Here is a 24,415-nt window from a genome sequence, read left to right on the forward strand (position 1 = left end):
CGGGAACGGACGAGAGCATGCCAGGCGTAAGCGACGACGACACTCTGTTGCGGTTTCCGATTCTGATCGGCGACATAGGCGGCACCAATGCGCGCTTCTCGATCGTGCTTGACGCGAATTCCGAAGCCGGCGAGCCGACGATCGTCCAGACCGCCAACTTCAATACGATCGACGAGGCGATCCAGTCGGCCGTGCTCGACCGCTCGTCGGTCCGGCCGAATTCAGCTGTGCTGGCGGTAGCCGGTCCTGTCGAAAGCGACGAGATCCCGCTTACCAATTGCCCATGGATCGTCAAGCCGAGACAGATGTTCGCCAGTCTCGGTCTCAGCGACGTCGTGGTGCTCAACGACTTCGAGGCGCAGGCGCTGGCCGTCGTCGCGCTCGGCGAAGAGCATATGGAAAAGATCGGCGGTGACGCGCCGGAACCGAATTCCGGGCGGGTAGTGCTCGGCCCGGGAACCGGGCTCGGCGTCGCCGGGCTGGTCTATGCGCTGCATCACTGGATACCGGTGCCCGGCGAGGGCGGCCATATGGATATCGGCCCGCGCTCGCCGCGCGATTTCCAGGTGTTTCCGCATATCGAGAAGCTCGAGGGCCGCATCTCCGGCGAACAGATCCTGTCCGGGCGCGGCCTGGTCAATGCCTACCGGGCGGTGGCCAAGGCGGACGGCAAGCCGTCGCCCTTTACCACGCCCGCCGAGATCACCGCCGCGGCGCTGGCAAAGAACGATCCGGTGGCCGAAGAGGCGCTGTCGATCTTCGTCACCTGCCTGGGACGCACCGCCGGTGACCTCGCTCTGGTGTTCATGAGCCGCGGCGGCGTGTTTCTCACCGGCGGCATCGCGCAAAAAATCCTGCCGGCGCTGCGGACCGGCAATTTCCGCGCCGCCTTCGAGGACAAGGCGCCGCACAGTGCCCTGATGCGCAGCATGCCGGTCTATGTCATCACCCATCCGCTGGCGGCGCTTTTAGGGCTGGCCGCCTATGCCAGAAATCCGTCGCTGTTCGGCGTGCAGACGGCGGGGCGGCGCTGGCGGGTCTAGGACACAAGCTGCGCCGCGACGAAGTTTCGCCGTCCCCGGCCATAGGCAAGCCGCCATTGGGGCGTTAAGAGGTTGCCGAATTGCAGCCCGGCCGAACCGAAACCACAAAGCGCTCCAACTTGACACTTCCAGCACCAACCAAAGGGAAAGTCCGTCCCAGCGAGATCGTGGCGGTGATCCGCCGCATCATCGCCGAGAACAGCCGCGACTATCGCTGGTACTATGCTCTTGCCGTGCTGTGCCTGGTGACGATCGCGGCGACGACCGCCTTCACAGCCTGGATCATGAAGGATGTCATCGATCAGATCTTCTACCAACAGCGCGGCGATCTTATCGCGCTGATCAGCGTGTCGATCCTGGCCGCCTTCATGCTGCGCGGGCTGGCCAGCTACGGCCAGGCAGTGACGCTGGCCAAAATCGGCAACAATCTGGTGGCGCGTTATCAGCGCCGCATCTTCGACCATCTGATGAAGCTCGGCGTCAGCTTCTTCAACGACACCCGCTCGGGCCGGCTCGCCGCGCAGATCAACGAGAACGTCAACGGCATCCGCGATCTCCTGTCGATGACGCTGACATCGCTGGCGCGCGATGCCGTGTCGCTTGTCGCGCTGGTCGGCGTCATGATCTGGCAGGACCCGATGCTCTCGGCGATGTCGCTGCTGATCGGCCCGCCTTTGATCTACAGTGTCACCTATCTGATGCGCCGGGTGCGTCGCATCACCCGTGAATCGGTGCAGATCAACTCGCGGCTGATCGGCGCGATGCAGGAAGCGACGCAAGGCATCGCTATCGTCAAGGCCTTCACTCTGGAAGACGAGCTGTCGCGCCGCATCGGCGGCCTCGTCGCGGGCGCCGAGCAGCGGGCAAACAAGATCGCCCGCGTCTCGGAACGGCTGACGCCGATCTCCGAAATGCTGGCCGGCTTCGCCGTCGCCGGCGTCATCGCCTATTCCGGCTACCGGGCGACTGTCGGCGGCCAACCGCCGGGCGCGGTGTTTGCCTTCATCACCGCCCTGCTGCTTGCCTATGACCCCGCCAGGCGGCTGGCGCGTATGCAGGTCGGCATGGAAAAGTCGCTGGTCAATGCGCGCATGATCTACGAGCTTCTCGACCTCGAGCCGCAGCAGGGTGACGTGCCGGGAGCCGCCGAGGCGAAATTCACCTCTGGCGAAGTGCGCTTCAACAATGTGTCCTTCCGCTATGTCGAAGAGGCGCCGGTCCTGCAGGATCTGAGCTTTGTCGCCGCTGCCGGCAAGGTGACTGCCATCGTCGGAGCTTCGGGCGCCGGCAAGACGACGCTGGTTGCGCTGCTGCAGCGCTTCTACGACGTCGAATCGGGCAGCATCGATATCGATGGCCAGGACATTTCAAAGGTCACCAAGCATTCGCTGCGCGGCTCGATCGCCTATGTTTCGCAGCAGCCTTATCTGTTCGAAGGCACCATCCGCGACAACATCCGCTACGGCAGGCTGAGCGCCACCGACGCCGAGATTGAACGCGCTGCCCAACAGGCCGCGGCCGACGATTTCATTCGCCAGCAGCCGCAAGGCTACGACACGCCCGTCGGCGAGAACGGCGTGACGCTGTCGGGCGGCCAGCGCCAGCGCGTATCGATTGCCCGCGCCATCGTTCGGCAGGCGCCGATCCTGCTGCTCGACGAAGCCACCTCGGCGCTCGACAACGAGGCCGAGGCCCGCGTCCAGGAAGCGCTGACCCATGTCATGGAAGGGCGCACCACCATTGTCATCGCGCACCGGCTGTCGACGGTGGTCAATGCCGACCATATCATCGTGCTGGAGCAGGGCCGGCTGGTCGAACAGGGCACGCACGCCTCGCTGATGGCCGACCCGCACAGCGTCTATGCGCGGTTTCACCGGGTGCAAGGCAGGAAAGGGCTGGGGCTTGTCGATGACGGCAAGCCAATCCAGAGTGCGGCGCAAAATGCCCGCGCGAAAAAGGTGGTCGGGAGACATTCATGAGTGACATGCCGACCGCGAGTGAAATGGGCCTGGTGGTGGTCGGCGCTGCCGGCCGCATGGGCCAGGCGCTGATCCGCGCCATCCACACCATACCGGGCGCGCGTGTCGCCGGCGCCATCGCGCCGGCCGGATCGCCCCATATCGGCAAGGATGCCGGCGAGCTGGCCGGCGTCGGCCGGCTCGGCGTGGCGATCGGGGACGATCCGCTGCCGGTCTTCGCCAAGGCCGACGGCGTACTCGATTTCACCACCCCGGAAGCGACCGTCGAATTCGCCGGCTACGCGGCGCAGGCGCGCATCGCCCACATCATCGGCACCACCGGCTGTTCGGCCGAAGACAACGCCAGGATCGCGGCCGCCGCGCGGCACGCGACGATCGTCAAGTCAGGCAATATGAGCCTCGGCGTCAATCTGCTGGCGGTGCTGGTGGAGCAGGCGGCGCGCGCGCTCGATGCCGACGATTTCGACATCGAGATCCTGGAAATGCATCACCGGCACAAGGTCGACGCGCCGTCGGGAACGGCGCTGCTGCTCGGCGAAGCCGCCGCTAATGGGCGCGGCATCGACCTTGACGGGAACAGCGTGCGGTCGCGCGACGGTCATACCGGCGTGCGCAAGGCAGGCTCGATCGGTTTCGCCAGCTTGCGCGGCGGCTCGGTCGTCGGCGACCACAGTGTGGTGCTGGCCGGTACCGGCGAGCGCATCACGCTCGCCCACCATGCCGAGGACCGGGCGATCTTTGCCCGCGGCGCAGTCAAGGCAGCCCTGTGGGCGCGCGGCCGCAAGCCGGGCCTCTATTCGATGCGGGACGTGCTCGGCCTGACCAGTTGATCCATAAAAATTTGAAGGAGCAAATATGTCGAGAACTCTCGTGCTCGTGCGCCACGGCCAGAGCGAGTGGAACCTGAAGAACCTTTTTACCGGCTGGCGCGACGTCGACCTGACCGAACTAGGCCATACCGAAGCCAAGGCGGCCGGCGCCAAGCTCAGGGCGCGCGGCATGAAATTCGACATCGCCTTCACGTCGTCGCTGATCCGGGCGCAGAAGACCTGTCAGCACATTCTAGACGCTGTCGGCCAGAGCGGGCTCGAGACCATCCGCGACCAGGCGCTGAACGAGCGCGACTATGGCGATCTCTCCGGCCTCAACAAGGATGATGCGCGCAAGAAATGGGGCGAGGAGCAGGTGCATGTCTGGCGCCGCTCCTATGACGTGCCGCCGCCCGGCGGGGAAAGCCTGAAGGATACCGGCGCGCGCGTCTGGCCCTATTACCTGCACGATCTGCAGCCGCATGTGCTGCGCGGCGGCACCGTGCTGGTGGCGGCGCACGGCAATTCGCTGCGCGCGCTGATCATGGCGCTGGACGGCAAGTCGGGCGAGGAGATCGTCAAGCTCGAGCTCGGCACCGGTGTGCCGATCATCTATACGCTCAACGCCGATTCCACGGTAGCGTCGAAGGAAGTGCTGGAGCATTGAGCCGGAGAAGGAACGCGGCTTTCAAAAAAGCGCGTTGACACTCATCCTTTGCCCGCTTAATGAGCGCGCACCAGCCCAGATGGCGGAATTGGTAGACGCGCACGGTTCAGGTCCGTGTTCCGCAAGGAGTGGAGGTTCGAGTCCTCTTCTGGGCACCAAATTCCCGTTTCGAACTTTTGATAAGGTTCAGGAACCCCAAGAAAAAGCCCCGGTTTTGCCGGGCCTTTTTCTTGGCCGGATGTCCTCTGTCGCCCATGGTACCCCATAAGTATCCAATAATTATCCGTCCGGGTTAGGCAGCGATCTGTCGTTGCGGCAGCGCACCAGCGGAAGGATTTCGCCGGAGATCACTCTGGTGATCTTTTGCTGCTTGGCGTTGGTTACGACGTTCATGCACGCGCATCCGTAGCCGTGGCCGGAACCAGGCACATTGGTCTCGACGAATTGCCGCTCATCAAAGGCCGGCACATTGTCGATGCCTTTGGGATCCGGTCGCCCCTGCATCTGCATCCACCAATCCCCGTCACTGTCGGTCAGGACGAGGTTGCCGGGTGTCGGGCTGGAGTACCAGCCACAACGGCGCTCGGCGTAGGCGGCGGCAGGCAAGGACATGATGGCCAGGCAGAAACAGGTAGCGAATAATGGGCGCATGAGAACCTTTACCTCCTTAAGTAAAGCAGGTCATGCCGCCGATAATCTGCGTTGACGCAGGTAACGACGCGGCATGATTTTGTAGGCCTTATGGCCTCAACTTCGTGTCCACATTTTCTTCGATCAATCCGCAATGAAGCGTCACAGGCTTCCTTTGGACATCGCTTAGTGGACCGTCGATGAAATCGCAGCTGAGCAGATTGTCCGGACTGCTCTTGCGTGCGGATGCAACGTTGACGTTGACCTCGGGAGGGCCGGCGAGCCAGTCGAGACGCTTCGTGTCGACCTTTGTGCCGCTGATGTGGGCGTGGCCCGCTGTGCCCGCTATCTCGACCTCTTCGTCCTGCGGCGTGAGATCGATCTGGCCGACTTCGTTGGCGTGCTTCTCGGCGCTCCGCTTCGGGTCACCGTAATAGGAAGCGAGGACAACGATCCCTTCCTTTTTAGCCGCGAGCCTGGCGGCTGCCTTTTTGGACAGCGTGACGTTGACGTCGAAGCCGAGGTCGCCATGGGCTGTTGCCGACGCAACACATGCCAACAGCGCAGATGCTGCAATCGTCACTGCGGGCAGTGATCTATAGCGTTTCACAATCCACCTCCTTTAAGGCCCCTCACGCAATGCCGATACCCCCGCATCCTTTCGTGTCTGGCGCCGGCATCGCGCTCGCCGCCGGCTTCACCGTGAAACAACATTCAGACCAACGCGCGACAGTTGAGGATCTGCTGGAGGCAGATTCAAACGCTTCAATCTGTCGGCGGTTTCCTGCTCTATGTGCATCCCCCAATCGGAGAAGAACTGGGTCAGGTCCTGATTTGCGACCGTACTGGCACGCAGGATGAAGGTTCGTACCTTGACCGCATCTTGCTTATTGGCATCGTCCAGTGGATGCTCGCGGTAATATCGGTGAAGCTTCGGATAGAAGTCCTCGCCGAGACCCCGGCGCAATTGATCGAACATGACCAGCCGCACCCAAAGCTCATCGTCGTCATCCGCGCTGGCACGTATTTGTTTTTCATTGTCGAAATCGCGCGTCTTCCGCGCCAGATATCGCGCCGCCAGATCCAGCGGCGTCTTGCCGGTAGAGTCATCGCGCTCTTTCAAGCGGGACGGATGGCCAAAATGTGCCTGGGCATTGAGGGAATAGATATTGACCGTAGTTTCTACGATCTCGCCCCAGGTCCAATCCTCCTGCTGGTACATATGGCCGGTTTCATGCCAGATCGACCACGCTTGCCGCAGCTTATTCACGTCCAGCAAATCACCCATGTTGCTGCCGGGGACACCCATAAAATAGTTGCCTGCGTACATGTATATGCCGTCGTCGAAGACCTTCGCCGGTGTCACCGTGTCCTGCTGATAGTGCATGCGCAAACGGGATGCCCGATGAAGTTTGGGGGAACCGTCGAGACCGGATAGTGCATCGTACCAGCCTAGAATTTGCTCGAGGGTGTCGAGAATTTCCGCAGGGTCGCCCTGAGGCGCCCTCATATAGACTTTGCGGGTCGCGGTAATGGCAACACGCTCGCTTATCATCTCGACGAATGGCGCACCGGGCATGTCGGTGAGCATTTTACGCCAGTCTTCGAAGCTTGTTTTTCCCTTGACGTAGAGGGGGATCGAACTGCCGCCGCGCACGATTGCCACGTCGATCGGAGGCAGAGCCGCACTGAAGCCGCTGTAGGCGTAGCGGAAATGGATCAGCCCGTCGCGCTTCGCCGTGAAGTCGGTGCGCCCTTCCTTGGCAATGACCAATTGCGGGTCATCCTGGGGTCTTTCGTCATAGAAGCTGTTCATCGGGCCGATCATGATCATCAAGCCGTCGGGGGAAGGCGGCAGGCCTTCGGCCGTAACCGATACTGCCTCTCCCTTTCTCACGAACACACCGCTTGGCTGATCGTCCATCAGCTTCGTGCGTCTCAGCCTATTGGCCTCGGGTGTGGCTGCAGGCATCGGAGCGAGGCGATAGCGCTTGTTCAGATTGTCGAATTCCGACACCGCTGCCGACGCCGCTGCCGGTCGGTCTCCATTGCCGGCCGGATAAAGCAACCACTGGGCGTTATCGTCCAGGCTGGCGTCATAGACGATGATCTGAGCGTCGTCCGCACGTTCATCGGCCCTGACGTTGAGCGTCGTGCCGCTGTCATCCAGCTCGATGCCATAGCTGTTCAGATGCGGCTTGAAGCGCCATGCCTGCCCCTCAGCGGACTGCTCGTCCTTGAGGACGACACTCGTATTCCCGTTTTCGTCTTCGTCGCCCCCAGCAAGATACGTTCCGTATCGTCGAGACCGGATCTGATAGGTTGCGCCGTTCGTTTCCCCGGTCGCCCTGGTGATGGTCCACAGCTGCGCGGGACCATCCTTGGGTTTGCGAGCGGACTGACCAAGCACGATCTCGCCATGCCTGCCTTCAAAGGCGGTGAGCGCTTTGTAGGAATGCTTCGCGACGATGTAATAGTCCCCTTCGGGGATCTCAGCGGCACTTGCGACCGTAACAACTGCCGCCAGCAACAGCCCAGCTATCAAGTGCACTGCAGATACGATGAAGGTCTTCATCCCGGCACCGAGGTGTCAATTCGCGGCCGGAACGGGACAACTCATCGGATCGCCCTGCTTGCCGCATTTCAGGTAACCCTCGAAGGCTTTGACCCGGGATTGCGCCAGGCTGTCCATGCACTGCGCGGTGAGCATCGGCATTACGCTTCCTCCGGCCGCTCCTGAAGTCTGGAAACTGCACTCGGCGTCGCGAAATTTGTCCCAATCCCGTTGAGCTTGGACAAGAAGCTTCCTGGTATCCGCATCGTCCTTCAGGCGGGCTTCGATCTGCTTGTAAAGCTCATTGAGCTTCTTGTCGGATTTCTTGAACGCCGCATCGGCGCACGCATTCAGCGAGGCCTGATCCTTGGCGGCGGCGTAGCACTTGTCCTGGGCAAAGGTGAACGTCGGCATGGCCAGAACCATGGCAGCAGTCAGAATTGCGGTTTTCATCGATTTCCCTTTCCTATTATCTGGTTTTCATTGGATCCGCTTTGCCACCTTCGGCGACCGTGACGCTGCCGACCTTTCCCGAACCGGTTAGCCTGCCGCCTTCCTTGACCGTGACTTTGCCGGAGACTTCCCCGTCAACGGCAAGGAGTCCCGAGACGGAAACGTCGCCGGTCAAGGACCCGGTCACGCGCAACTGCGCCCCTGACGCGACTTCCGTCACGCCTGAATAGGTGTTCTTGCCGCTCAGCGTCAGCTTGCCGCCGGCGACAACGAGGCCGCCGCTCATGCCGCCGGCGTCATCAAAGTCCGCTATGGTTCCATCAAATTGCCCGTTGGCTTCTGTCAGGATCAGTCTGCCCGCACCCAGATAGACCTCGCCTTTTCCGTTCAGGTTGCGAATGGCCGTATCGTTCAGGGAGTGCGCCACTCCCCAGGACTTCAGGTGGTTTCCTTTCTGGTCGAGGTTGAGCACACCGTCGACCGTGACGCGCGAGGAATGCTCGACGCTGCCCGGCCCGGCCAGAGTAAGGTACCCATCGGCCGCGACATGGGTTGTGCCGGTGTAGGTATTGCCCCCGGTCATGCGCACGTCCGCGTCCTTCTCGATCGTGAAGTCGCCGGTGCCGGAGACGATGCCGGCCAGTCCGAGCCATCCTTTGCTTCCAGCATCGCTGGTCGCGCGATTCAGCTGAACTTGATCCTTGGCAGCCGCGTCAGTCGTAAAGTTGCCAGCGCTGACAAAATAGGGTGAATATGCGGTCGTCTTGTTTTCCAGATCATACATTACGGAATTGGACTGAAAGAAGGGTAAGCCGATAGTAATTCCATTGCCGTCAACCTCATCACTTTGGCGATCGATAACGACATCGCTGTATTCCTTGTTGTTAAAGCTATCGTCAAATCCAAAAAACTTTAAGTCCATTATATCAGAACTATATTCCTTGAGTTGAAATCCTCTCGATCGAAGCTTATTTAAAACACCCTCTGAGGTTATGGAGACAAAAGTCGCCGTTCCTGTATCCAACAACACGGGCCCATTGAAATCAACCGAACGTTTCTTTCCCATATAGTCAAAAGAAATTGTATAACGGTAAGAGCCTTCGTTCACATTGGATGCGTTCGCGCCTGTTTGCGGGAATCTCTTCTGGTAATGTTCGTAAAGCTGAGAACCCAGTTCGCCCCAAGGCATCAGGGCCGTAAACTGGGATCTCAAACTGGGGGACAAATTCAGCGCCAGGCAGGGACCGCAACCCGGTGTGGTCTTCTTTTTTCCAAGATTTGCATTGGCAGAGACCACATAGCCGCTTTGGGTTTGACTGCCGGGGGCAGTGGTCTGATCTCCCGCAAAGATAAAATCGGCGGCTCCAAAGACGCCGTAAAACGTCGTCGAATCACCGGGTTCGCCGTTCTGCATGCTCTTGCGCGCATTAAGATCCGCATAGACCGGCGTATCGCCGTGGTGGCCCACGGGCTTTTGCGTCAATTTCACATCCTCGAGGTCGCCGAAACCCTTTGTGTAGACGTAATCCACCACCCGACCAGCGGCGAAGTCGCCATCGAGGGTTACGACAGGCTTTGAGCGATCATCCGGATCGTAATAGGACAGGCTGTCGAAACGGACCTGTTGTACCCAATCTCCATAGGTGCCGTCTCCATACGGGTACATTTCAGGCTTGCTGCCGGGCACCGGCTTTATGCCGGGGACACTCGAATCGATCTCCGCGTTGAACTCATCCGACCCGGTGTCGAATTCGTACAAACGAGGCTTGGCACCATTGATGCCCACCACGATCCCGAGTTTGTGATAGATGACTTCATCACTGTCGAGTCCGTATTCCCTGACATGTTGCAATGGAATGGATATCGGGCCGGTAGCCTGGGCAAGGCCGGTCCGGCCGTTCTCATCGGCCACAGGGGATACGGCAGGTGATGTGTTCGCTGCCGGAACGCGGCAGCTCGGATCGCCTTCCTGGCACTTCAGGTAACCCTCGAAGTCCTTGACCCGGGATTGCGTCAGGCTGTCCATGCACTGCGCGATGAGCATTGGCGTCATGCTTCCTTCGACCGATCCTGCGGTCTGGAAACTGCACTCCGCGTCGCGAAATTTGACCCAACCCCGCTGTGCTTGAACAAGAAGCGTCTTGGTATCCGCATCGTCGTTCAGGCGGGCTTCGATCTGCTTGTAAAGCTCGTTCAGCTTCTTGTCGGATTCCTTGAATGCAGCGTCGGCGCATTCGTTCGTGGTGGCCTGGTTCTTGGCGGCGTCATAGCACTTGTCCTGGGCAAATACGGACGCTGGCGTGGCCAAGATCATGGCAGAGGTCAGGATCGAGGTTTTCATCGACTGTGCTCTGTTTAGAACCGCAGGCCCGGACGACCGCTAGTTGGAATCGTCATCGTCCGATCCATTACTGTCGTCGCTACTGTCATCCGACGCATCGCCATCCGTGCTGTCATCGTCGGTGTCAGTGCTGTTTTGGTCATCGTCACCGCTCGCTGAGTCTTCATCGTCGTTCTGATCGCCAGAATTGTCCTGGTCATCGGAACTATTGTTGTCGGTATTGTCATCCGAGCTATCGTCGTCGGTGTTGTCGTCATCACTATCGTCCGACTGCTGTTCATCGTCATTCTGATCGCTTGAATCGTCCTGATCATTGGAACTGTCATCGGTGCTCTCGTCCGAGGTATCGCCATCGGTGTCTGCGCTGCTATCGTTGGAATCGTCGTCAGCATCGGCAGAAGTCGCGTTAGCGTCTGGACTGGCGTCGCCGGGCAGGGAGTCGTCTTCGCGATAGCTTGTGTCTTCGAGGCTTGTCTCCATCTCGTCGTCGTACTGATCGACGATCTGCGTCCACTCCTCATGGTTATCGACGCTCGTCCATTGCGAGATATTGTTGACCGAGATGTTGGTATTGAAGTTGTTGACGGTGATGTTGGTATTGACCTCGACGACATCTGCGACTTCTGTTCCGCGGTTCACGCCAAACAGAAAACTGGTAGCGCTCACGGCAAGAGCGGCCCATACGAGTCGGTCGACATCGGTCGGCGTCGAAATCGGTTGATGCCGCACTGTGGCAAGCACGTCACCCGGCCGGATGCCTTGCCGCGCGGCAACGCCATGGGGTGCAACGGCCAAGACATACACCCCGCGAAGCTTGGGCGGGATCTGGTAGCGGTGCCGAGAGGCGTGGTTGATGGGTATCAAAACCGCGTTAAGAGCCCGGGAAACATAGGGTTTCGGCAGATCATATTTGCTGGCATACGCAACATTGATCGTGTGCGGGACGGCTACACTCACAACAGCCGTCATTTTCACTGAAGTTGCCAATGCACGGGCGAACTGCATTATCAGTCTGGACTTTCGAACAGTTTGCATTTTGCACATCCTGCAGCTGATCATTGGAACCGATCTCAGAGGCCCGGCGTCCCGGAGCGCTCACCAATCATTCTCCCCCTGCACCAACGGTCAGCGGCAATTTCCAGCGATCATCACCGTCATTCCGTAACTTCCTCGGCAAAACACTTTGCCAGATCTTGCGGCGCTCCGAGCTTCTTCGCCCAGGATACCAGTTCAGGTTTTTCCGACGGGTCGGCATAGCCGCCCCACACGTCGCGAAATTGCTTTTTTCCGTCGACCGTCTGGAAGAACATCACGCCGTCGTCGCTCACCGGCGTGGAGACGTAGGCGGCGCTCCAGTTGCCGTTCTCCATGATCGTGATGAACTTCACCCGAGCAGGCTTGACCTTGTTGTCCAACGCCGAGGCAACGAGGGGGGCATATTCCTGCTTGCGCGCCTTCGTCACATCGACCTTTACGCCGTCGCAGGCACCATTCGCGGCGAAAGCGAAGGTCAGCGTCATTCCCAACCCCATGAGACCGATCATCACGATTTTGGCACATCGCAGGATAAGACCGTTGGATTCAAACATGAGGGCATCCTCTTCGTTCGTATTGGAGGGTCCACTAATCGGAATCGTCGTCGTCCGATGAGTTGTCATCGTCCGGTGTATCGACCTCGCAGCCGATGCCGCGGCAGCCTTGGTAGTTGCCTTGCGTATCGAAGTTCGGATTGCCTTCCTTGTCGTACTGCGGCCTGTCGTCGATGCTTTGATCCCCGTCATCAGGATCGTCGACTTTACATCCGAGCCCATGGCAGCCGATGTAACGGCCCCTGGTATCGAAGTTGGGATTGCCGTTCCTGTCGAACTGCGGCCGGTCGTCTATCTTCCGGCTCCCTTTATGGGACCGATCAACCAGGCAGCCCTTTCCGCGACAACCATCGTAGTCGTCGGTGGTACAACCGGAGATCGCCATCAAAGCAGTGGCCAAGGCCGCATAGATTACGAATTTCATGATTCATTCCTCCGACTGGCTGGCGGCTCGGATCGTCCGCATCGGAAGGCTATCGCAGGCGGCGATCCCCGCTTTTGTCGCGAAGTCTGGCGCCAATCGGAGGAGGGCAAAGCTTCGCCGGCCATCGAACGAGAGCCCGGCTGTGGACGATGCATTCGACGAGTTAGCCGACGGTTGCGGTAATCTCTTACGTGGGAGGGAACGCTCCCGGCGGGGGCCGCCGCATTAGAGAATGTCAATATTCCTCTCCATGCTTAGTGCCCCGTCCGCCCAAGCATGTTTCAACGATCCGCTGACGCGGCTGTGCATCCAAGAAATTGCATCCGAGTCAGACTGTGACAAGGACAAATCCAATATCGCAGGATTGAATTTGGCAGATGCTTAATATTTCGGAATCAGCACCGGTTATCTTAGCAGATACTGAAACATGATCTCCAGAAAGATTACGGAATGTTCCGTTAGCTTTGTTATCGTTAACCAGAGTTATTACAAGTAATATTCCATATCGTTGTGACTTTTGCGCCAGCTCTGCAAAAAAGCGCGACGATACCGCTTCTTATATGATCGCCCTAATCGCGATCTATTGTAGTATTTTTTTGAACCAGCCCAACCCGTTGCGAGGGCCGAAAGAAACGCCGCCCCTTTGCCGACTTTTCGTACTGGCCGTCGGGCCAGGCGACGGCAAACATCCTCAAGGTCAGCCTGACGATGCGCCTTGGCTGCGGACATGACGATGTTTCGTGGCGCCAGCCGCGATGAGCGGTTTAGAAAGCCGGACGAACCACGCCTTGTCTCACCCCAGCCCGATCCGCTTGGCACCTTGCCGGAACAGCGCCTCGGCGTCCGGCTCGAAGCGGAAGGTGCCGATGAAATCATCGGCGCAATAGTTCGGCAGCGTCTTGCGCAACGCGGCGGCGAAACCTTGAGCCTCGTCCAGCCGTCCCGCCAGCGCAAGGCAATGCGCGGCGATTGCCAGGATGATGGCATGGGCGTTGGGACGCGCGGCTGCTTTCAGCGCCCATTCGGCGGCTTCGTCAAACTGGCCGAGCCGGACATGCGACATCGCCCTGGCGCCCAGCATGCCGAACAGCAGCGGATCGAAGGGGCTCAGATGCCTGGAATGGTCGGACGAGCCGATCGCGGCCTTCGGGTCGCCGGACTGCGAGTGGACGAAAGACAGGGCATAGTGACCAAGCGCGAAATTAGGGCTGAGGTCGACGGCGCGTTCCAGCTCAATGAGGGAGCCGTCCTGCTCGCCGCGCAGCCACAGCGCCCGCCCCATGGCCCAATGCGCGGCCGGATTGTGATCGTCGACGAGAAGGCTCTGGCCGGCTGCCTCGAAGGCCATGGCGCTCTCCTGGTCACGGTCGCCCCAGCGCTGGAATGCGTTTTGCCAATGGGTGAAGGAGAGCCCGGCATAGGCGCGGGCGAAGGTAGGATCGAGCTTCAAGGCCATGTCGAAGAATTGCCGGGCCTGCTCGTTTTCCGCGCGGGTGAAGCGGTACATGTGCCACAGGCCGCGGTGATAGGCCTCCCAGGCATTCAGCGAATTGGGCGCCTTCAGCATGGCGCGGTTACGCTCGACCGTTTCGATCTCGGCCGAGATCGACGAGACGATGCTGTTGCCGATATCATCGAGCACGGCAAAGATGTCGTCCGGCTTGCGCTCGAACGTCTCGGCCCAGACTATCCTGGCGGTGCGCACTTCGACCAGCTCGACAGCAACGGTGACGCGGCCCGCCTGGCAGCGCACCGTGCCCGTGGCGACATAGTCGACGTTGAGCCGCCGCCCGGCATCTTCGGGCGCGATGTTTTTCTCCGCCAAGGCAAACACCGAGCCGCGCGCGATGACGAAGAAATCCCTGAGCTTGGCCAGGCGGGTGATGATGTCGTGGGTCAGGCCGTCGGCAATCCCTCCGCGAGGGCCACCAGGAACGCCGCCGATGCCGGCCTGTTCAATAAACGGCATCACCGCAAGCGAAGCCTTGCGCGACGTTGCGGCGTTGGGATCGGCAAGCATGATAGGAGGTACCGAGAGCGGAACGGCCGGCTGCACCCATGATGACGCGCCGTGCTGACAGCGGATTGCCCGCCATGCGTCGCGAACGGGTCCGAAATCCAGATCTTCGGACTGGAAGTGCCGTGCGGCGGCCGCAATATGCTCCTCGGCCGCGCCGAACTGGCCGCGCTGGGCGAGCCTCGTCAGCAAGGCCAGATGCACACGGCCGTCGAACGGAGCGAGCTCCAGCCATTTTTCGAGGTGCGCGGACACGTCATCGGAATCGCTGGGGAGACGCTCGACAAGCTGTTGCAGCACCGCCGCGTGGCATGAGCTGAAGCGGCGGCGCTGAGCGGTCAACCAGCTGTTGAAATGCGGGCTGCGGTCGATCTCCAGCCCGTCGAGGAAATCGCCGGGGAACAGCCGGGAAAGCGCCAGCAGGCGTTCGAGCTCGAGCGTCTCTATTCCCTTCGTCGCGGCGGAGGCAATCTCCACGGCATCCACGGATACACCGTTCAGGTCGACCGCAACCGTGTCACCTTGCGTCTCAATCCGGGGCCAATCGGGTTCATCGAGCATGCCTCTAAGCTTGCTGAGACACCAGCGAAGCTCGCCGCGCGGGTCGTTCGGCACATCCCACAAAAGCTCGCAGAGGCGGCTGCGCCCGACAGGATGCGGCGCCAGCGCCAGATAGGCGAACAGCGCGCGCAGCTTGCGCGACTTCGGAAGCGCGATGATGGTACCATTGCGTGCGATCGTCAGCGGGCCGAGCAGGCGCACGGAAAGGCCGGTCACCTCGCCGTCGAGGCTCGATCGGGTGGATTCCACGTGCGTTTCCACGCCTGCTCCCACGCTGGCCAGTCGGCCTTTGTTTTATCACCAAACGCGACACGGTGCATCCGGCGGCGAATTTCCGCGCCGGATGCCGCCATGGCCACATTGCCGGGAGGCAAATGTAGCGCGGCAAGGTCTCGAAACCTCGCCACCCAAGCCACCGGTCTGTAACCGGCCCGTGACGACAAGAGACAACGAGGAAGCGAGGAGATCGACATGTTGCATCAACAGAAAATCAGAACCACGGCCGGGCGCGGCCGCCTGTTCGACAGCATTCTCGACACGGTCGGCGATACGCCGGTGATCCGCATCAACAATCTCGGGCCGGATCATGCGACGATCTATGTGAAGGCCGAGTTCTTCAATCCCGCCGCCTCGGTGAAGGACCGGCTGGCGCTCAACATCATCGAGGAAGGCGAGCGCAGCGGCGCCCTGAAGCCGGGCCAGACCGTAGTCGAGGCGACCAGCGGCAACACCGGAATCGGCCTTGCCATGGTCTGCGCCCAGAAGGGTTATCCGCTGGTGGTGACGATGGCCGACAGTTTTTCCATCGAACGCCGCAAGCTGATGCGCATGCTGGGCGCCAAGGTGGTGCTGACGCCGCGCGCCCAGAAGGGTTTCGGCATGTACAAGAAGGCGGTGGAGCTCGCCGAAGCCAATGGCTGGTTCCTGGCCCGCCAGTTCGAAACCAAGGCCAACGCCGCCATTCACGAGGCGACGACGGCGCGCGAGATCATCAACGATTTCGCCGGCTCGCGGCTCGACTGCTTCGTCACCGGCTATGGCACGGGCGGCACCGTCGTCGGCGTCGGGCGCGTGCTGCGGCAGGAGCGTCCGGAGACCCGGATCGTGCTCGCCGAACCGGCCAACGCGCAGCTGATCGGCAGCGGCAAGCCGCAGCAGCGCGGCGCCGGTGGCGCGCCTGCCGCCAGCCATCCGGCCTTCGAGCCGCATCCGATCCAGGGCTGGACGCCCGACTTCATTCCGGACGTGCTGCAGGAGGCGATCGACGCAAGCCTCTATGACGAGGTGGTGCCGATTGCCGGGCCCGAGGGCATGAAATGGGCCAAGGCGCTGGCGCAGAAGGAAGGGATTTTCACCGGCATCTCCGGCGGAGCGACCTTCGCGGTGGCGCGGCAGATCGCGGAAAAGGCGGCGCCCGGCTCGGTGATCCTGTGCATGCTGCCCGATACTGGCGAACGCTACATGACGACACCGCTGTTCGACGGCATCGAAGCCGAGATGGACGCCGGGGAGACTGCGCTTTCGCAGTCGACGCCCGGCTGCCAGTTTCCGGCGTGACGGCGGCACATCGGGAGCGGCCTGCATGGACACGAAGCCTGGATTGGCCGTCACGGCCACCGAGGAAACGCTTGACCCCTCGAACTGGGCCGACGTGCAGGTCTTGTCACATCGGATCGTCGACGATGCCGTCGCTTACCTGCGCGATGTCAGAGAGCGTCCGGTGTGGCAGGAGATGCCGGTTGATGTGAGGACTTTCTTCACGGCGCCGCTGCCGCGTTCGCCGGCTCCGCTGGCCGAAATCTACGGCGACGTCACAGGGAAGCTGATGCCCTATCCGATGGGCAACATCCATCCGCGCTTCTGGTCCTGGTATATGGGCTCTAGCAATTTCACCGGCGCGCTCGGCGATTTCCTGGCGGCGATCCAGGGCTCCAATCTCGGCGGCGGCAACCATGCCGCCGCGTTGATGGACAACCAGGTCGTCGACTGGTGCAAGGACATGATGGGCTTTCCGCAATCGGCCAGCGGCACGCTGGTGAGCGGCGGCTCGATGGCCAACATCATCGGGCTGACCGTGGCGCGCAACGCCAAGGCCGGCATCGACATACGCGAGCACGGTGTTGCCGGCATCGACAGGCCGCTGCGTTTCTATGGCTCCGACCAGCTTCACTCCTGCCATCGCAAGGCGATGGAGGCGCTCGGCCTCGGTAACCGGGCACTGCGTCGCATCCCAAGCGATGTGGGGCTGCGCATCGACATCGCTGCATTGCGGGCGGCGATTGTCGAGGACCGTAACGCGGGCTTCAAGCCGACCTGCGTGATCGGCACGGCCGGCACCGTGAACACCGGCGCGATCGACGATCTGCAAGCGCTGGCAGACCTGGCGTCACAAGAGGATCTGTGGTTCCATGTCGACGGGTGCATCGGCGCCCTGCTTGCGATTGCGCCGGACAATTCGCATCGCGTTGCCGGCATCGAACGCGCCGATTCAATCGCGCTCGATCCGCACAAATGGCTGCACGCGCCGTTCGAGGTCGGCTGCGCGCTGATCAGGGATGCCTCCGCGCATCGCGGCACGTTCGCGGTGACGCCGGAATATCTGGAATCGACCCCGCGCGGACTCGCCTCCGGCCAATGGCTGCACGATTTCGGCTTGCAGACGTCACGCGGTTTCCGCGCCCTGAAGGTGTGGATGGCGCTGAGAGAGCACGGCATCGAAAAGTTCGGCCGGCTGATCGATCAGAACATTGCGCAGGGACATCATCTCAGCGCGCTGATCGAGGCGGAACCGGCTCTCGAACTGGTGGCACCGGTGAACATTAACATCGTTTGTTTTCGCCAGCGCGGCGACGGGCAGACGGGAGAGAGGCAGAAGGCGCTCAACACCGAGATCATGCTGAGGCTGCAGGAAGAAGGCATCGCCGCCATTTCCGACACGACAGTGCATGGCCAGCATTGCCTCAGGGTGGCGATCAACAACCACCGCACCCGTCGCGACGATCTTGACCTGCTGATCCGGGAAACGGTGCGGCTCGGGCAGGAGATTTCAGCGACGGGCGCGACGGGCTAACGCCGGCCTTTCTTTCGAGCGGCGAGACTAGGCATCGAGCCAGACCTTCTCGAAATGCTGCTCGAGCGACTGGTGCTGCTCGCAGCCATGGACGCCCTTGCGGTAGGTGCGGTAAACCGAGCGCCAGTAGGGCTGGATGATAACGCCGGAATCGCGCAGATTCTGTTCGATCTTGGCCATGAGCTCCTTGCGGGCGCCGGGATCAGGCATCGCTAGGGCCTTGTCGAGCAGAGTGTCGAACTCCGGATTGGCATAGGCGCTCTCGTTCCACGCGGCGCCAGACTTATAAGCGAGCGCCAGCACCTGGACGCCGAGCGGCCGGCCGAGCCATTCCGTGCAGGAGAAGGGATATTTGCTCCAATCGTTCCAGAACGTCGCGGCCGGCAGCACAGTGCGCTTGATCTTCAGCCCGGCCTCGCGCATCTGCGCGGCGATGGCGTCGCCGGTGCTCTTCTGCCAGTCGACGTCGACCGAGATGAGTTCATATTCGTGGTCGGCCTTGCCGGCCTCGGCGAGCAGGGCCTTGGCTTGATCGGTGTTGCGGACGGCCGGGCCGATATCGGCATATTCGGGATGCATCGGCCCGACGTGATGGTTCTCGGCAGGCTTACCGCGATTGTCCATGCCGATCTTCAGCACGGCGGCGTTGTCGACCGCGAGCTGGGCGGCGCGGCGCACCTTGATGTCGTCATAGGGCGGATTGCCGATGTTGAAACGCGCGACGATGGTCGAGCCGGTGGCGATTTCCGAATTGCTCAGGCCCATGGAGTCGGTCTGCGCAACCGTGTCGGAGGCGGTTTCATGGTCGGTGTCGATCTCGCCCGATTCGAAGGCCGACAGCATGGCGTTGGGATCGGAGCCGTAGTCGACCCATTTGATGCCGTCGAGGTAGAAGTCGCCCTTCCACCATGGCTTGTCCTTACGGCGGACTTCGGCGCCGACCTCGGCGTCCCATGCGACGAGTTCGCAAGGCCCGGTAGTGATCGCCAATGCCTTCAGCGGATCGCCGTCGCCTTCATAGCTGCGGTGCATGATCAGCGCCGGATAGTCGGCCATGCCGGCGATCAGCGAAATGTCGGGCTTGGGCAGATTGAGCCGGACGATGAAATCGTCGACGCGCTCGATGCCGCCGTCGACGGCCTTCTTGGTATCGGCGTTGACCAGTGCGCCCATGCGCGCGGCGACCGAATTGCCGGCGACGGACGCATCGCACCAGCGCGTCAGATTGTGGATCACGTCGTCGGCGTTGAAGGTGTCGCCGTTCGACCAGGTGATGCCCTTGCGGACATGCAGCGTCAGCACGCGGGCGTCGTCGCTGGTTTCCCAGCTCTCGAGCAGCCATGGCTCGAAGGTGAAGTCGCGCTTCCAGCGCACCAGATATTCGTTGCACTGGCGGGCGACGTTGGACATCTCGACGCCGTCGAAAGTGCGCGGATCCTTCCAGCCCTTGACGTTCATGGCGACACGCAAGATGCCGCCGCGCTTCGGTTCCTCGGCCCTGGCCGGTGACGGCGCAAGCCCGCCCAGCGCCAGCGCGCCGGCAGCGCTGACGCCGAGCGCAGCCATGGTGGCGAGATATTCGCGCCGGTTCATCTGGCCTTTCTTGAAGCCATCGGCGACGGGCTCCGCCTGCGGATGCAATTTCCGGTCGGTCAGCATGAACTTCATCGTAAATCCTCCCTGTCGGGCCGGCGCATCGCGGATGCGGGCTCCTTACGTGGCGTGATGATAGGGCTGGCCTGACCGAAGCAGTGTTCGGGTTTCCGCAGTTGTTGTGCGCTGTTCCGCGACAGTGGAGATTGGACGGTCCGCGTCACTCAGGCCAATCACCTCCGCCCAGCGCGGCTATTGCCGCGATTATGCGCTCAAACGCCTGGCCGGCGCGCGGTGCGGTTTTGCGGGCGCGCAGGAAGCTGTGCACCAGCCGCGGCTCTTCGCGCCACCATGCCTGGCCGCCGGCGGCAAGGATGCGATCGCGATAGGCCTTGCCGTCAGCCGACAGCGGGTCGCATTCGGCAGTGATGACGACGGTCGGCGGCAGGCCAGAGAAGTCCGTATCGGCGAGCGGCGAAAATGTTGGGTCGTCCGGCGACTGCCCCTTCCCTGCCCGGATATGCCGATAGAATTCGACGTCGCGCAATGTCAGCAGTGGCGCCTCTGCGTGCTCGACATAGGAGCCGGCGCGCGCTTTGCCGTCCAGCTCGGGGCCGTCTAGCTCGTCACCGCCGAGCTCGGGATAAATCAGCACCTGGCCGATCGCATGGCGAGGATGGCGGCGCGTCGCATGCGCGACGGCGGCGGCAAGATTGCCGCCGGCACTCTCACCGCAGAGTACGAGCGGCATGCCGGTCGTCGCCGCAGCCCATTCGAATACGGCCAGCGCATCCTCGAAGGCCGCCGGATGCAGATGCTCGGGCGCCAGCCGGTAGTCTGCGGACAGAACGGGAAAGCCAGTGCCGGCGCAAATCTCGGCGCAGATGTCGTCATGGCTGTCGAGCCCGCCAAGGACGAAGCCGCCGCCGTGATAATAGACGACCATCGCTTGTGGCGCCGTGCCCGCCATCTGGTAACGCCGGACCGGGATCGCATGGTCAATGGCAGGAACCGCGCTGTCGCTGGCCTTGACACCGGACGGATAGGGCTCGCGGAACGCCCGGCACATGGCGTCATAGACCGCCCGCTGCCTGTCGATCGGCATGTAGACGATCTCGGGCGGATACGACTCATTGACCCGGTCGATATAGGCCCACAGCTCCGGATCGAGCAGCGTTTGGTATTTTCCGCGCTCTGTCGTTTCTGGTCGATCGGCCTCGGTGATCATCGCGGCGCGGTCCCGCTCAGAGCTCGGCGTAGAGGCGGGCGGCGTTTTCGTAGCTGAAGCGCAATGGCACCGAGCCCTCGACCTGCCAGGCTTCGACCGTCTCGCCGGCCAGCAGCCGACAGGCGCCGTCGGTGGTGGTGACGGCGCCGCCATAGAGCCGGTTGGCGAGATTGAGAATGGCCGTCTGATGCATCGCCGTGCTGCCGCTGCCGCAGGCATCCTTGACCAGCAGCACGCGAAACCCGAGCGCCACCGCGTCCTTTACGGTGGCATCGATGCAGGCCTCGGTCCAGACGCCGGCAACGACCAGCCACTCGACGCCATCGGCCTTCAGCCGCTCGGCGGCAGGCCCCGCGCGGAAGGCGCTGGCATCGGTCTTGACCAGCATCGTCTCGCCTGTCGCCGGGCCCACTTCCGGACAGATCGCCGTCAGTGGATCGTCCTTGTCGGAAAACGCCGACTTGCCGTTGGCCTCGACCGGGTGGAACGGCCGTGCCGTGGCGAGATCGACGATATAGGCCCAGTGGTACAGGGGCACATTGTTGGCCCGAGCCGCCTGCTGCAGCCGCTGGACGTTGGCGAGAATGTCGCCATAGCCTTCGACCAGATAGCGCTTGTCCCGCCGATGCTCCTCCTGGAGATCGATGAACACCGCCGCCGCCTTGCCGTGCTTGATCGAGATCGGGCTTTTCATGCAAAACTGCCTGTCAGCACTCAAACGTGCCTGTCAAGGAAATCGTCCTCATAGGGAAAGCGCGACAGGAGTTCGGTGCCGGTCTCGGTGATCAGGATCTCGTCCTCCAGCTTGACGCCCTCGCGGCCGCCCTTTTCGCCGATATAGCTTTCGACGCTGACCACCATGCCGGGCACGATGACACCGTCGCGGCCATAGGTCTCGTAATCCATGGCATGCGCGATGAACGGCGTCTCGCCATGCATGCCGACGCCGTGCATGACCGAGGTATAGCGCTGGTCGACGAAGCGGTCCGGGATCTTCCAGGCCTTTTCGGCAATCTCGCGAAACGCCATGCCCGGCTTGACGACCCCGATGTTGTGCTGAACCTGATCGTGCGCCATGCGGTAGAGCGATCTCTGATAATCGGTCGGCTTGCCCGGGCCGCAGCGGAAGGTGCGCGAAAAGTCCGAATAATAGCCGTAGCAGCCGATCGTGTCGGTATCGAGCGCCAGAAGTTCGCCCGGCCTGATCTTGCGGCCGCTCGCCTCATTGAACCATGGGTTGGTGCGCTGGCCCGAGGTCAGCAAACGGGTTTCGATGAATTCGCCGCCCTGGCGGATCACCTCGCCATACATGATGGCGAACAACTCGTTTTCGGATACGCCGGGCTTGATCGCCTCGCGCACCGCATAGACCGCAGCCTCGGCGCCAGCCATCGACACCTGCAGGCATTTTACTTCTTCTGGCGTCTTGACCGCGCGCACCGCCAAAATCTCGCCCTGGCAATCCCGGACGTCGCAGCCGCGCTTTTCCAACGCCAGTGCCTGCAGATGGCTGCAGCGGTCGAGCCCGAGCTTCATCGAGCCGCCGCCATGCGCCTTGAGCAATTCGGCGATCTCATCGGCGAACGGGCCGGCTGTTTCGTCGTCACGGCCCGACACCGAAGACCAGACCAGCTTCGACGGCCGCGCCTCGTCGATCGTGTCGAGCACCATCGAGACATGGTAGCTCTGCGGATATTCGAACAGCACGATCGGCCCTTCGGTCGGGATGAAGAAGTAGCGCGTCGAGTTGCGCAGGAAATAGCCGAACATGTTGCGCGAGCCGGTGGCGTAGCGCTGGTTGTAGGGGTCGAACAGCACGACGCCGCCATAGCCGGCCTCGCGCATCCACGCGCGCAGCTTGGCCAGTCGCCCCTTGCGCAGCGCGTCGGCATCGATGAAGGACGGCTCGGTATCCGACAACCACATGCCGCCGGCCGGATCGGCCGCAGCCGGATGCCGCATGCGGTCCTTGAAGTCAACGTCCTCGGTGCTGTCGGGGTCGAAAACGACGATGCTCATGGGTGCCTCCTGGAAGCGAGACCATGGAGCAAAGGACGTGCGGGCGTTGTGCGGAAAACCGCAAATGTTGTGCTGGATGCCGTAGACAGGCTGGCGGGACAGCACCCCCCCTCTGGCCTGCCGGCCATCTCCCCCGCAAGGGGGGAGATTGGATGTCGCGTCAGCCTTCGCCTATGACCAACGCAGCAGGATATGCGGCGGGACCAAAGCTGCTGATCTCCCCCCTTGCGGGGGAGATGGCCGGCAGGCCAGAGAGGGGTGGGCGGGAACTCGGCGTGGAGTGACTAATGCACCCTAATGCCGCCGCAACACCTTCGGCGCGTGGCCGTGCTCTTCCCGGAACGCCCGCGCAAAGCTCGACATCGACGCAAAGCCGCAGGCCAGCGCCACGTCACGCACCATCAGCGTCGAATGTGCCAGGAGATCAGCGGCGCGCTTCAGCCGCAGGCGGCGATAATAACCGTTGGGCGAGATGCTGAGTTCGGAGCGGAAATTGCGTTCGAGCTTATCGGAGGAGACACCCAGCCGCTCCGCCAGCTCCGCCATGCCGAGCCGCTCCTCCACCGCGTCCTCCATGATGGCGATGGCCGACAGTACCAGTTCGTTCTGCACGCCGGTGCGCAAGCGCAGCGGCATCAGCTTGCGGTCGACGCTGGAGCGCAGCGGGCTGTGCACGAACCATTCGGCGACGCCGGCCGCCAGCTCGGCGCCATAATCGTTGGTGATGATCTCCAGCATCATGTCGAGGCTGCCGACGCCACCGGCCGAAGTGAAGCGCTTGCGGTCGATGACATAGAGATCGCGCCTCAGCTCGATATCCGGAAACGCTTCGGTGAAGGCTGCCTGGCTGGTCCAGTGCAAGGTGCAGGCATGGCCGTCGAGCAGGCCCGCGCGGGCGAGGAAGAACGCCGCATCCGCCACCGCACCGATATGGGCGCCGCCGCGCAGGCTCTTGCGGATCCAGCTCACGGCATCGTGCGCGACGAGATGATCGGCATCGCCGCCCGAGCAGACGACGATGCGATCGACCTTCGGCGCGTCATGGGCGGCAAAGCCGGGCTGGATGACGACGCCGTTCGAGGCCTCGACCAGGCCTTCGGCGGCGCCGACGATGATCCAGCGATAGCAGTCCCGCTTGGCCAGCACGTTCGCCGCGCGCAACGGCTCGATGACGGAGCTGAACGCCATCATCGGAAAACCGGGGAAGACCAGGATGGCGAAGGTCAGCGGAGTGTCGCTTACCGTCGGTTGGTTGCGGTGTCGGTTGTTCATAGGGAGACTACCATTTCGCCAGATGGCGCCAAGGTCAACGGAGCAGCGTGTAGGCTCCGATCTTTGGTGATCCTTCACGCCCCCCTCTGTCCTGCCGGACATCTCCCCCACAAGGGGGGAGATCGGCAGCTTCGCCGTCCGTCCGTGTTTCAGCGATGGAGATTGG

20 protein-coding genes and 1 tRNA gene are annotated in these 24,415 nt (G+C 61.9%); 7 read left to right on the plus strand and 14 right to left on the minus strand.

Going from position 1 to position 24,415, the window contains the following annotated elements; genetic code table 11:
- The first annotated feature begins 17 nt into the window (after positions 1–17).
- From NKI50_RS17965 to NKI50_RS17985, 5 genes are all read left to right on the plus strand, one after another.
- Positions 18–1,043, plus strand: coding sequence for a glucokinase (locus NKI50_RS17965; protein ID WP_023718823.1), 1,026 nt, complete (start codon positions 18–20; stop codon positions 1,041–1,043).
- 119 nt (positions 1,044–1,162) lie between these two features.
- Positions 1,163–3,022: an ABC transporter ATP-binding protein gene (locus NKI50_RS17970; RefSeq protein ID WP_352640385.1), complete on the plus strand. Its 1,860-nt coding sequence runs from the start codon at positions 1,163–1,165 to the stop codon at positions 3,020–3,022.
- A 5-nt stretch (positions 3,023–3,027) separates the two neighbouring features.
- The gene (gene dapB / locus NKI50_RS17975) at positions 3,028–3,852 is read left to right on the plus strand and encodes a 4-hydroxy-tetrahydrodipicolinate reductase (RefSeq protein WP_036244690.1); all 825 of its coding nucleotides are present in this window, start codon (positions 3,028–3,030) and stop codon (positions 3,850–3,852) included.
- 25 nt (positions 3,853–3,877) lie between these two features.
- Positions 3,878–4,498 carry a 2,3-bisphosphoglycerate-dependent phosphoglycerate mutase gene (locus tag NKI50_RS17980; RefSeq protein WP_023718820.1) on the plus strand — a complete coding sequence of 207 codons (621 nt, stop codon included), beginning with the start codon at positions 3,878–3,880 and terminating at the stop codon, positions 4,496–4,498.
- A gap of 73 nt (positions 4,499–4,571) precedes the next feature.
- Positions 4,572–4,656: transfer RNA gene (locus tag NKI50_RS17985), tRNA-Leu, on the plus strand.
- 121 nt (positions 4,657–4,777) lie between these two features.
- Here the strand turns inward: NKI50_RS17985 and NKI50_RS17990 are convergent.
- From NKI50_RS17990 to NKI50_RS18030, 9 genes are all read right to left on the minus strand, one after another.
- Positions 4,778–5,149: a DUF4087 domain-containing protein gene (locus NKI50_RS17990; RefSeq protein WP_352640386.1), complete on the minus strand. Its 372-nt coding sequence runs from the start codon at positions 5,147–5,149 to the stop codon at positions 4,778–4,780.
- Between the two features lie 88 nt (positions 5,150–5,237).
- Positions 5,238–5,711 (minus strand): hypothetical protein, encoded by a 474-nt coding sequence (locus NKI50_RS17995; RefSeq protein ID WP_352717234.1) that lies wholly within the window; start codon positions 5,709–5,711, stop codon positions 5,238–5,240.
- 114 nt (positions 5,712–5,825) lie between these two features.
- Positions 5,826–7,703, minus strand: a complete 1,878-nt coding sequence (locus NKI50_RS18000) for a M60 family metallopeptidase (RefSeq protein WP_352717236.1) — start codon at positions 7,701–7,703, stop codon at positions 5,826–5,828.
- A 15-nt stretch (positions 7,704–7,718) separates the two neighbouring features.
- On the minus strand, positions 7,719–8,135 hold the full coding sequence (locus NKI50_RS18005) for a lysozyme inhibitor LprI family protein (protein ID WP_352717238.1): 417 nt from the start codon (positions 8,133–8,135) through the stop codon (positions 7,719–7,721).
- A 16-nt stretch (positions 8,136–8,151) separates the two neighbouring features.
- Positions 8,152–10,476, minus strand: a complete 2,325-nt coding sequence (locus NKI50_RS18010) for a lysozyme inhibitor LprI family protein (RefSeq protein ID WP_352717240.1) — start codon at positions 10,474–10,476, stop codon at positions 8,152–8,154.
- Between the two features lie 39 nt (positions 10,477–10,515).
- Positions 10,516–11,511: a PDZ domain-containing protein gene (locus NKI50_RS18015; RefSeq protein ID WP_352640391.1), complete on the minus strand. Its 996-nt coding sequence runs from the start codon at positions 11,509–11,511 to the stop codon at positions 10,516–10,518.
- Positions 11,512–11,630: 119 nt separating this feature from the next.
- Positions 11,631–12,065, minus strand: coding sequence for a hypothetical protein (locus NKI50_RS18020; RefSeq protein WP_352640392.1), 435 nt, complete (start codon positions 12,063–12,065; stop codon positions 11,631–11,633).
- 34 nt (positions 12,066–12,099) lie between these two features.
- Positions 12,100–12,489 carry a hypothetical protein gene (locus NKI50_RS18025; RefSeq protein ID WP_352717243.1) on the minus strand — a complete coding sequence of 130 codons (390 nt, stop codon included), beginning with the start codon at positions 12,487–12,489 and terminating at the stop codon, positions 12,100–12,102.
- Positions 12,490–13,282: 793 nt separating this feature from the next.
- Positions 13,283–15,316, minus strand: coding sequence for a transcriptional regulator (locus NKI50_RS18030; RefSeq protein ID WP_352640394.1), 2,034 nt, complete (start codon positions 15,314–15,316; stop codon positions 13,283–13,285).
- A gap of 222 nt (positions 15,317–15,538) precedes the next feature.
- Here NKI50_RS18030 and NKI50_RS18035 point away from each other — a divergent pair, with 222 nt between their 5' ends.
- Positions 15,539–16,624 carry a PLP-dependent cysteine synthase family protein gene (locus NKI50_RS18035; protein ID WP_352640395.1) on the plus strand — a complete coding sequence of 362 codons (1,086 nt, stop codon included), beginning with the start codon at positions 15,539–15,541 and terminating at the stop codon, positions 16,622–16,624.
- A gap of 25 nt (positions 16,625–16,649) precedes the next feature.
- Entirely contained in the window at positions 16,650–18,137 is a 1,488-nt protein-coding gene (locus tag NKI50_RS18040; RefSeq protein ID WP_352717245.1) for a pyridoxal phosphate-dependent decarboxylase family protein, read from the plus strand.
- 27 nt (positions 18,138–18,164) lie between these two features.
- Here the strand turns inward: NKI50_RS18040 and NKI50_RS18045 are convergent, their stop codons facing one another.
- The 5 genes from NKI50_RS18045 to NKI50_RS18065 form a co-directional block, all read right to left on the minus strand.
- Positions 18,165–19,805, minus strand: coding sequence for an ABC transporter substrate-binding protein (locus tag NKI50_RS18045; protein ID WP_023718789.1), 1,641 nt, complete (start codon positions 19,803–19,805; stop codon positions 18,165–18,167).
- Between the two features lie 145 nt (positions 19,806–19,950).
- The gene (locus NKI50_RS18050; RefSeq protein ID WP_352640397.1) at positions 19,951–20,958 is read right to left on the minus strand and encodes an alpha/beta hydrolase; all 1,008 of its coding nucleotides are present in this window, start codon (positions 20,956–20,958) and stop codon (positions 19,951–19,953) included.
- A 16-nt stretch (positions 20,959–20,974) separates the two neighbouring features.
- The gene (locus NKI50_RS18055; RefSeq protein WP_352640398.1) at positions 20,975–21,652 is read right to left on the minus strand and encodes an isochorismatase family protein; all 678 of its coding nucleotides are present in this window, start codon (positions 21,650–21,652) and stop codon (positions 20,975–20,977) included.
- 20 nt (positions 21,653–21,672) lie between these two features.
- Positions 21,673–22,977 carry a M24 family metallopeptidase gene (locus tag NKI50_RS18060; protein ID WP_352640399.1) on the minus strand — a complete coding sequence of 435 codons (1,305 nt, stop codon included), beginning with the start codon at positions 22,975–22,977 and terminating at the stop codon, positions 21,673–21,675.
- Between the two features lie 294 nt (positions 22,978–23,271).
- Positions 23,272–24,249 (minus strand): GlxA family transcriptional regulator, encoded by a 978-nt coding sequence (locus NKI50_RS18065; RefSeq protein WP_352642987.1) that lies wholly within the window; start codon positions 24,247–24,249, stop codon positions 23,272–23,274.
- Positions 24,250–24,415 lie beyond the last annotated feature (166 nt).

It is taken from the genome of Mesorhizobium sp. M0563 (genome assembly GCF_040321065.1).
GTDB lineage: Bacteria > Pseudomonadota > Alphaproteobacteria > Rhizobiales > Rhizobiaceae > Mesorhizobium.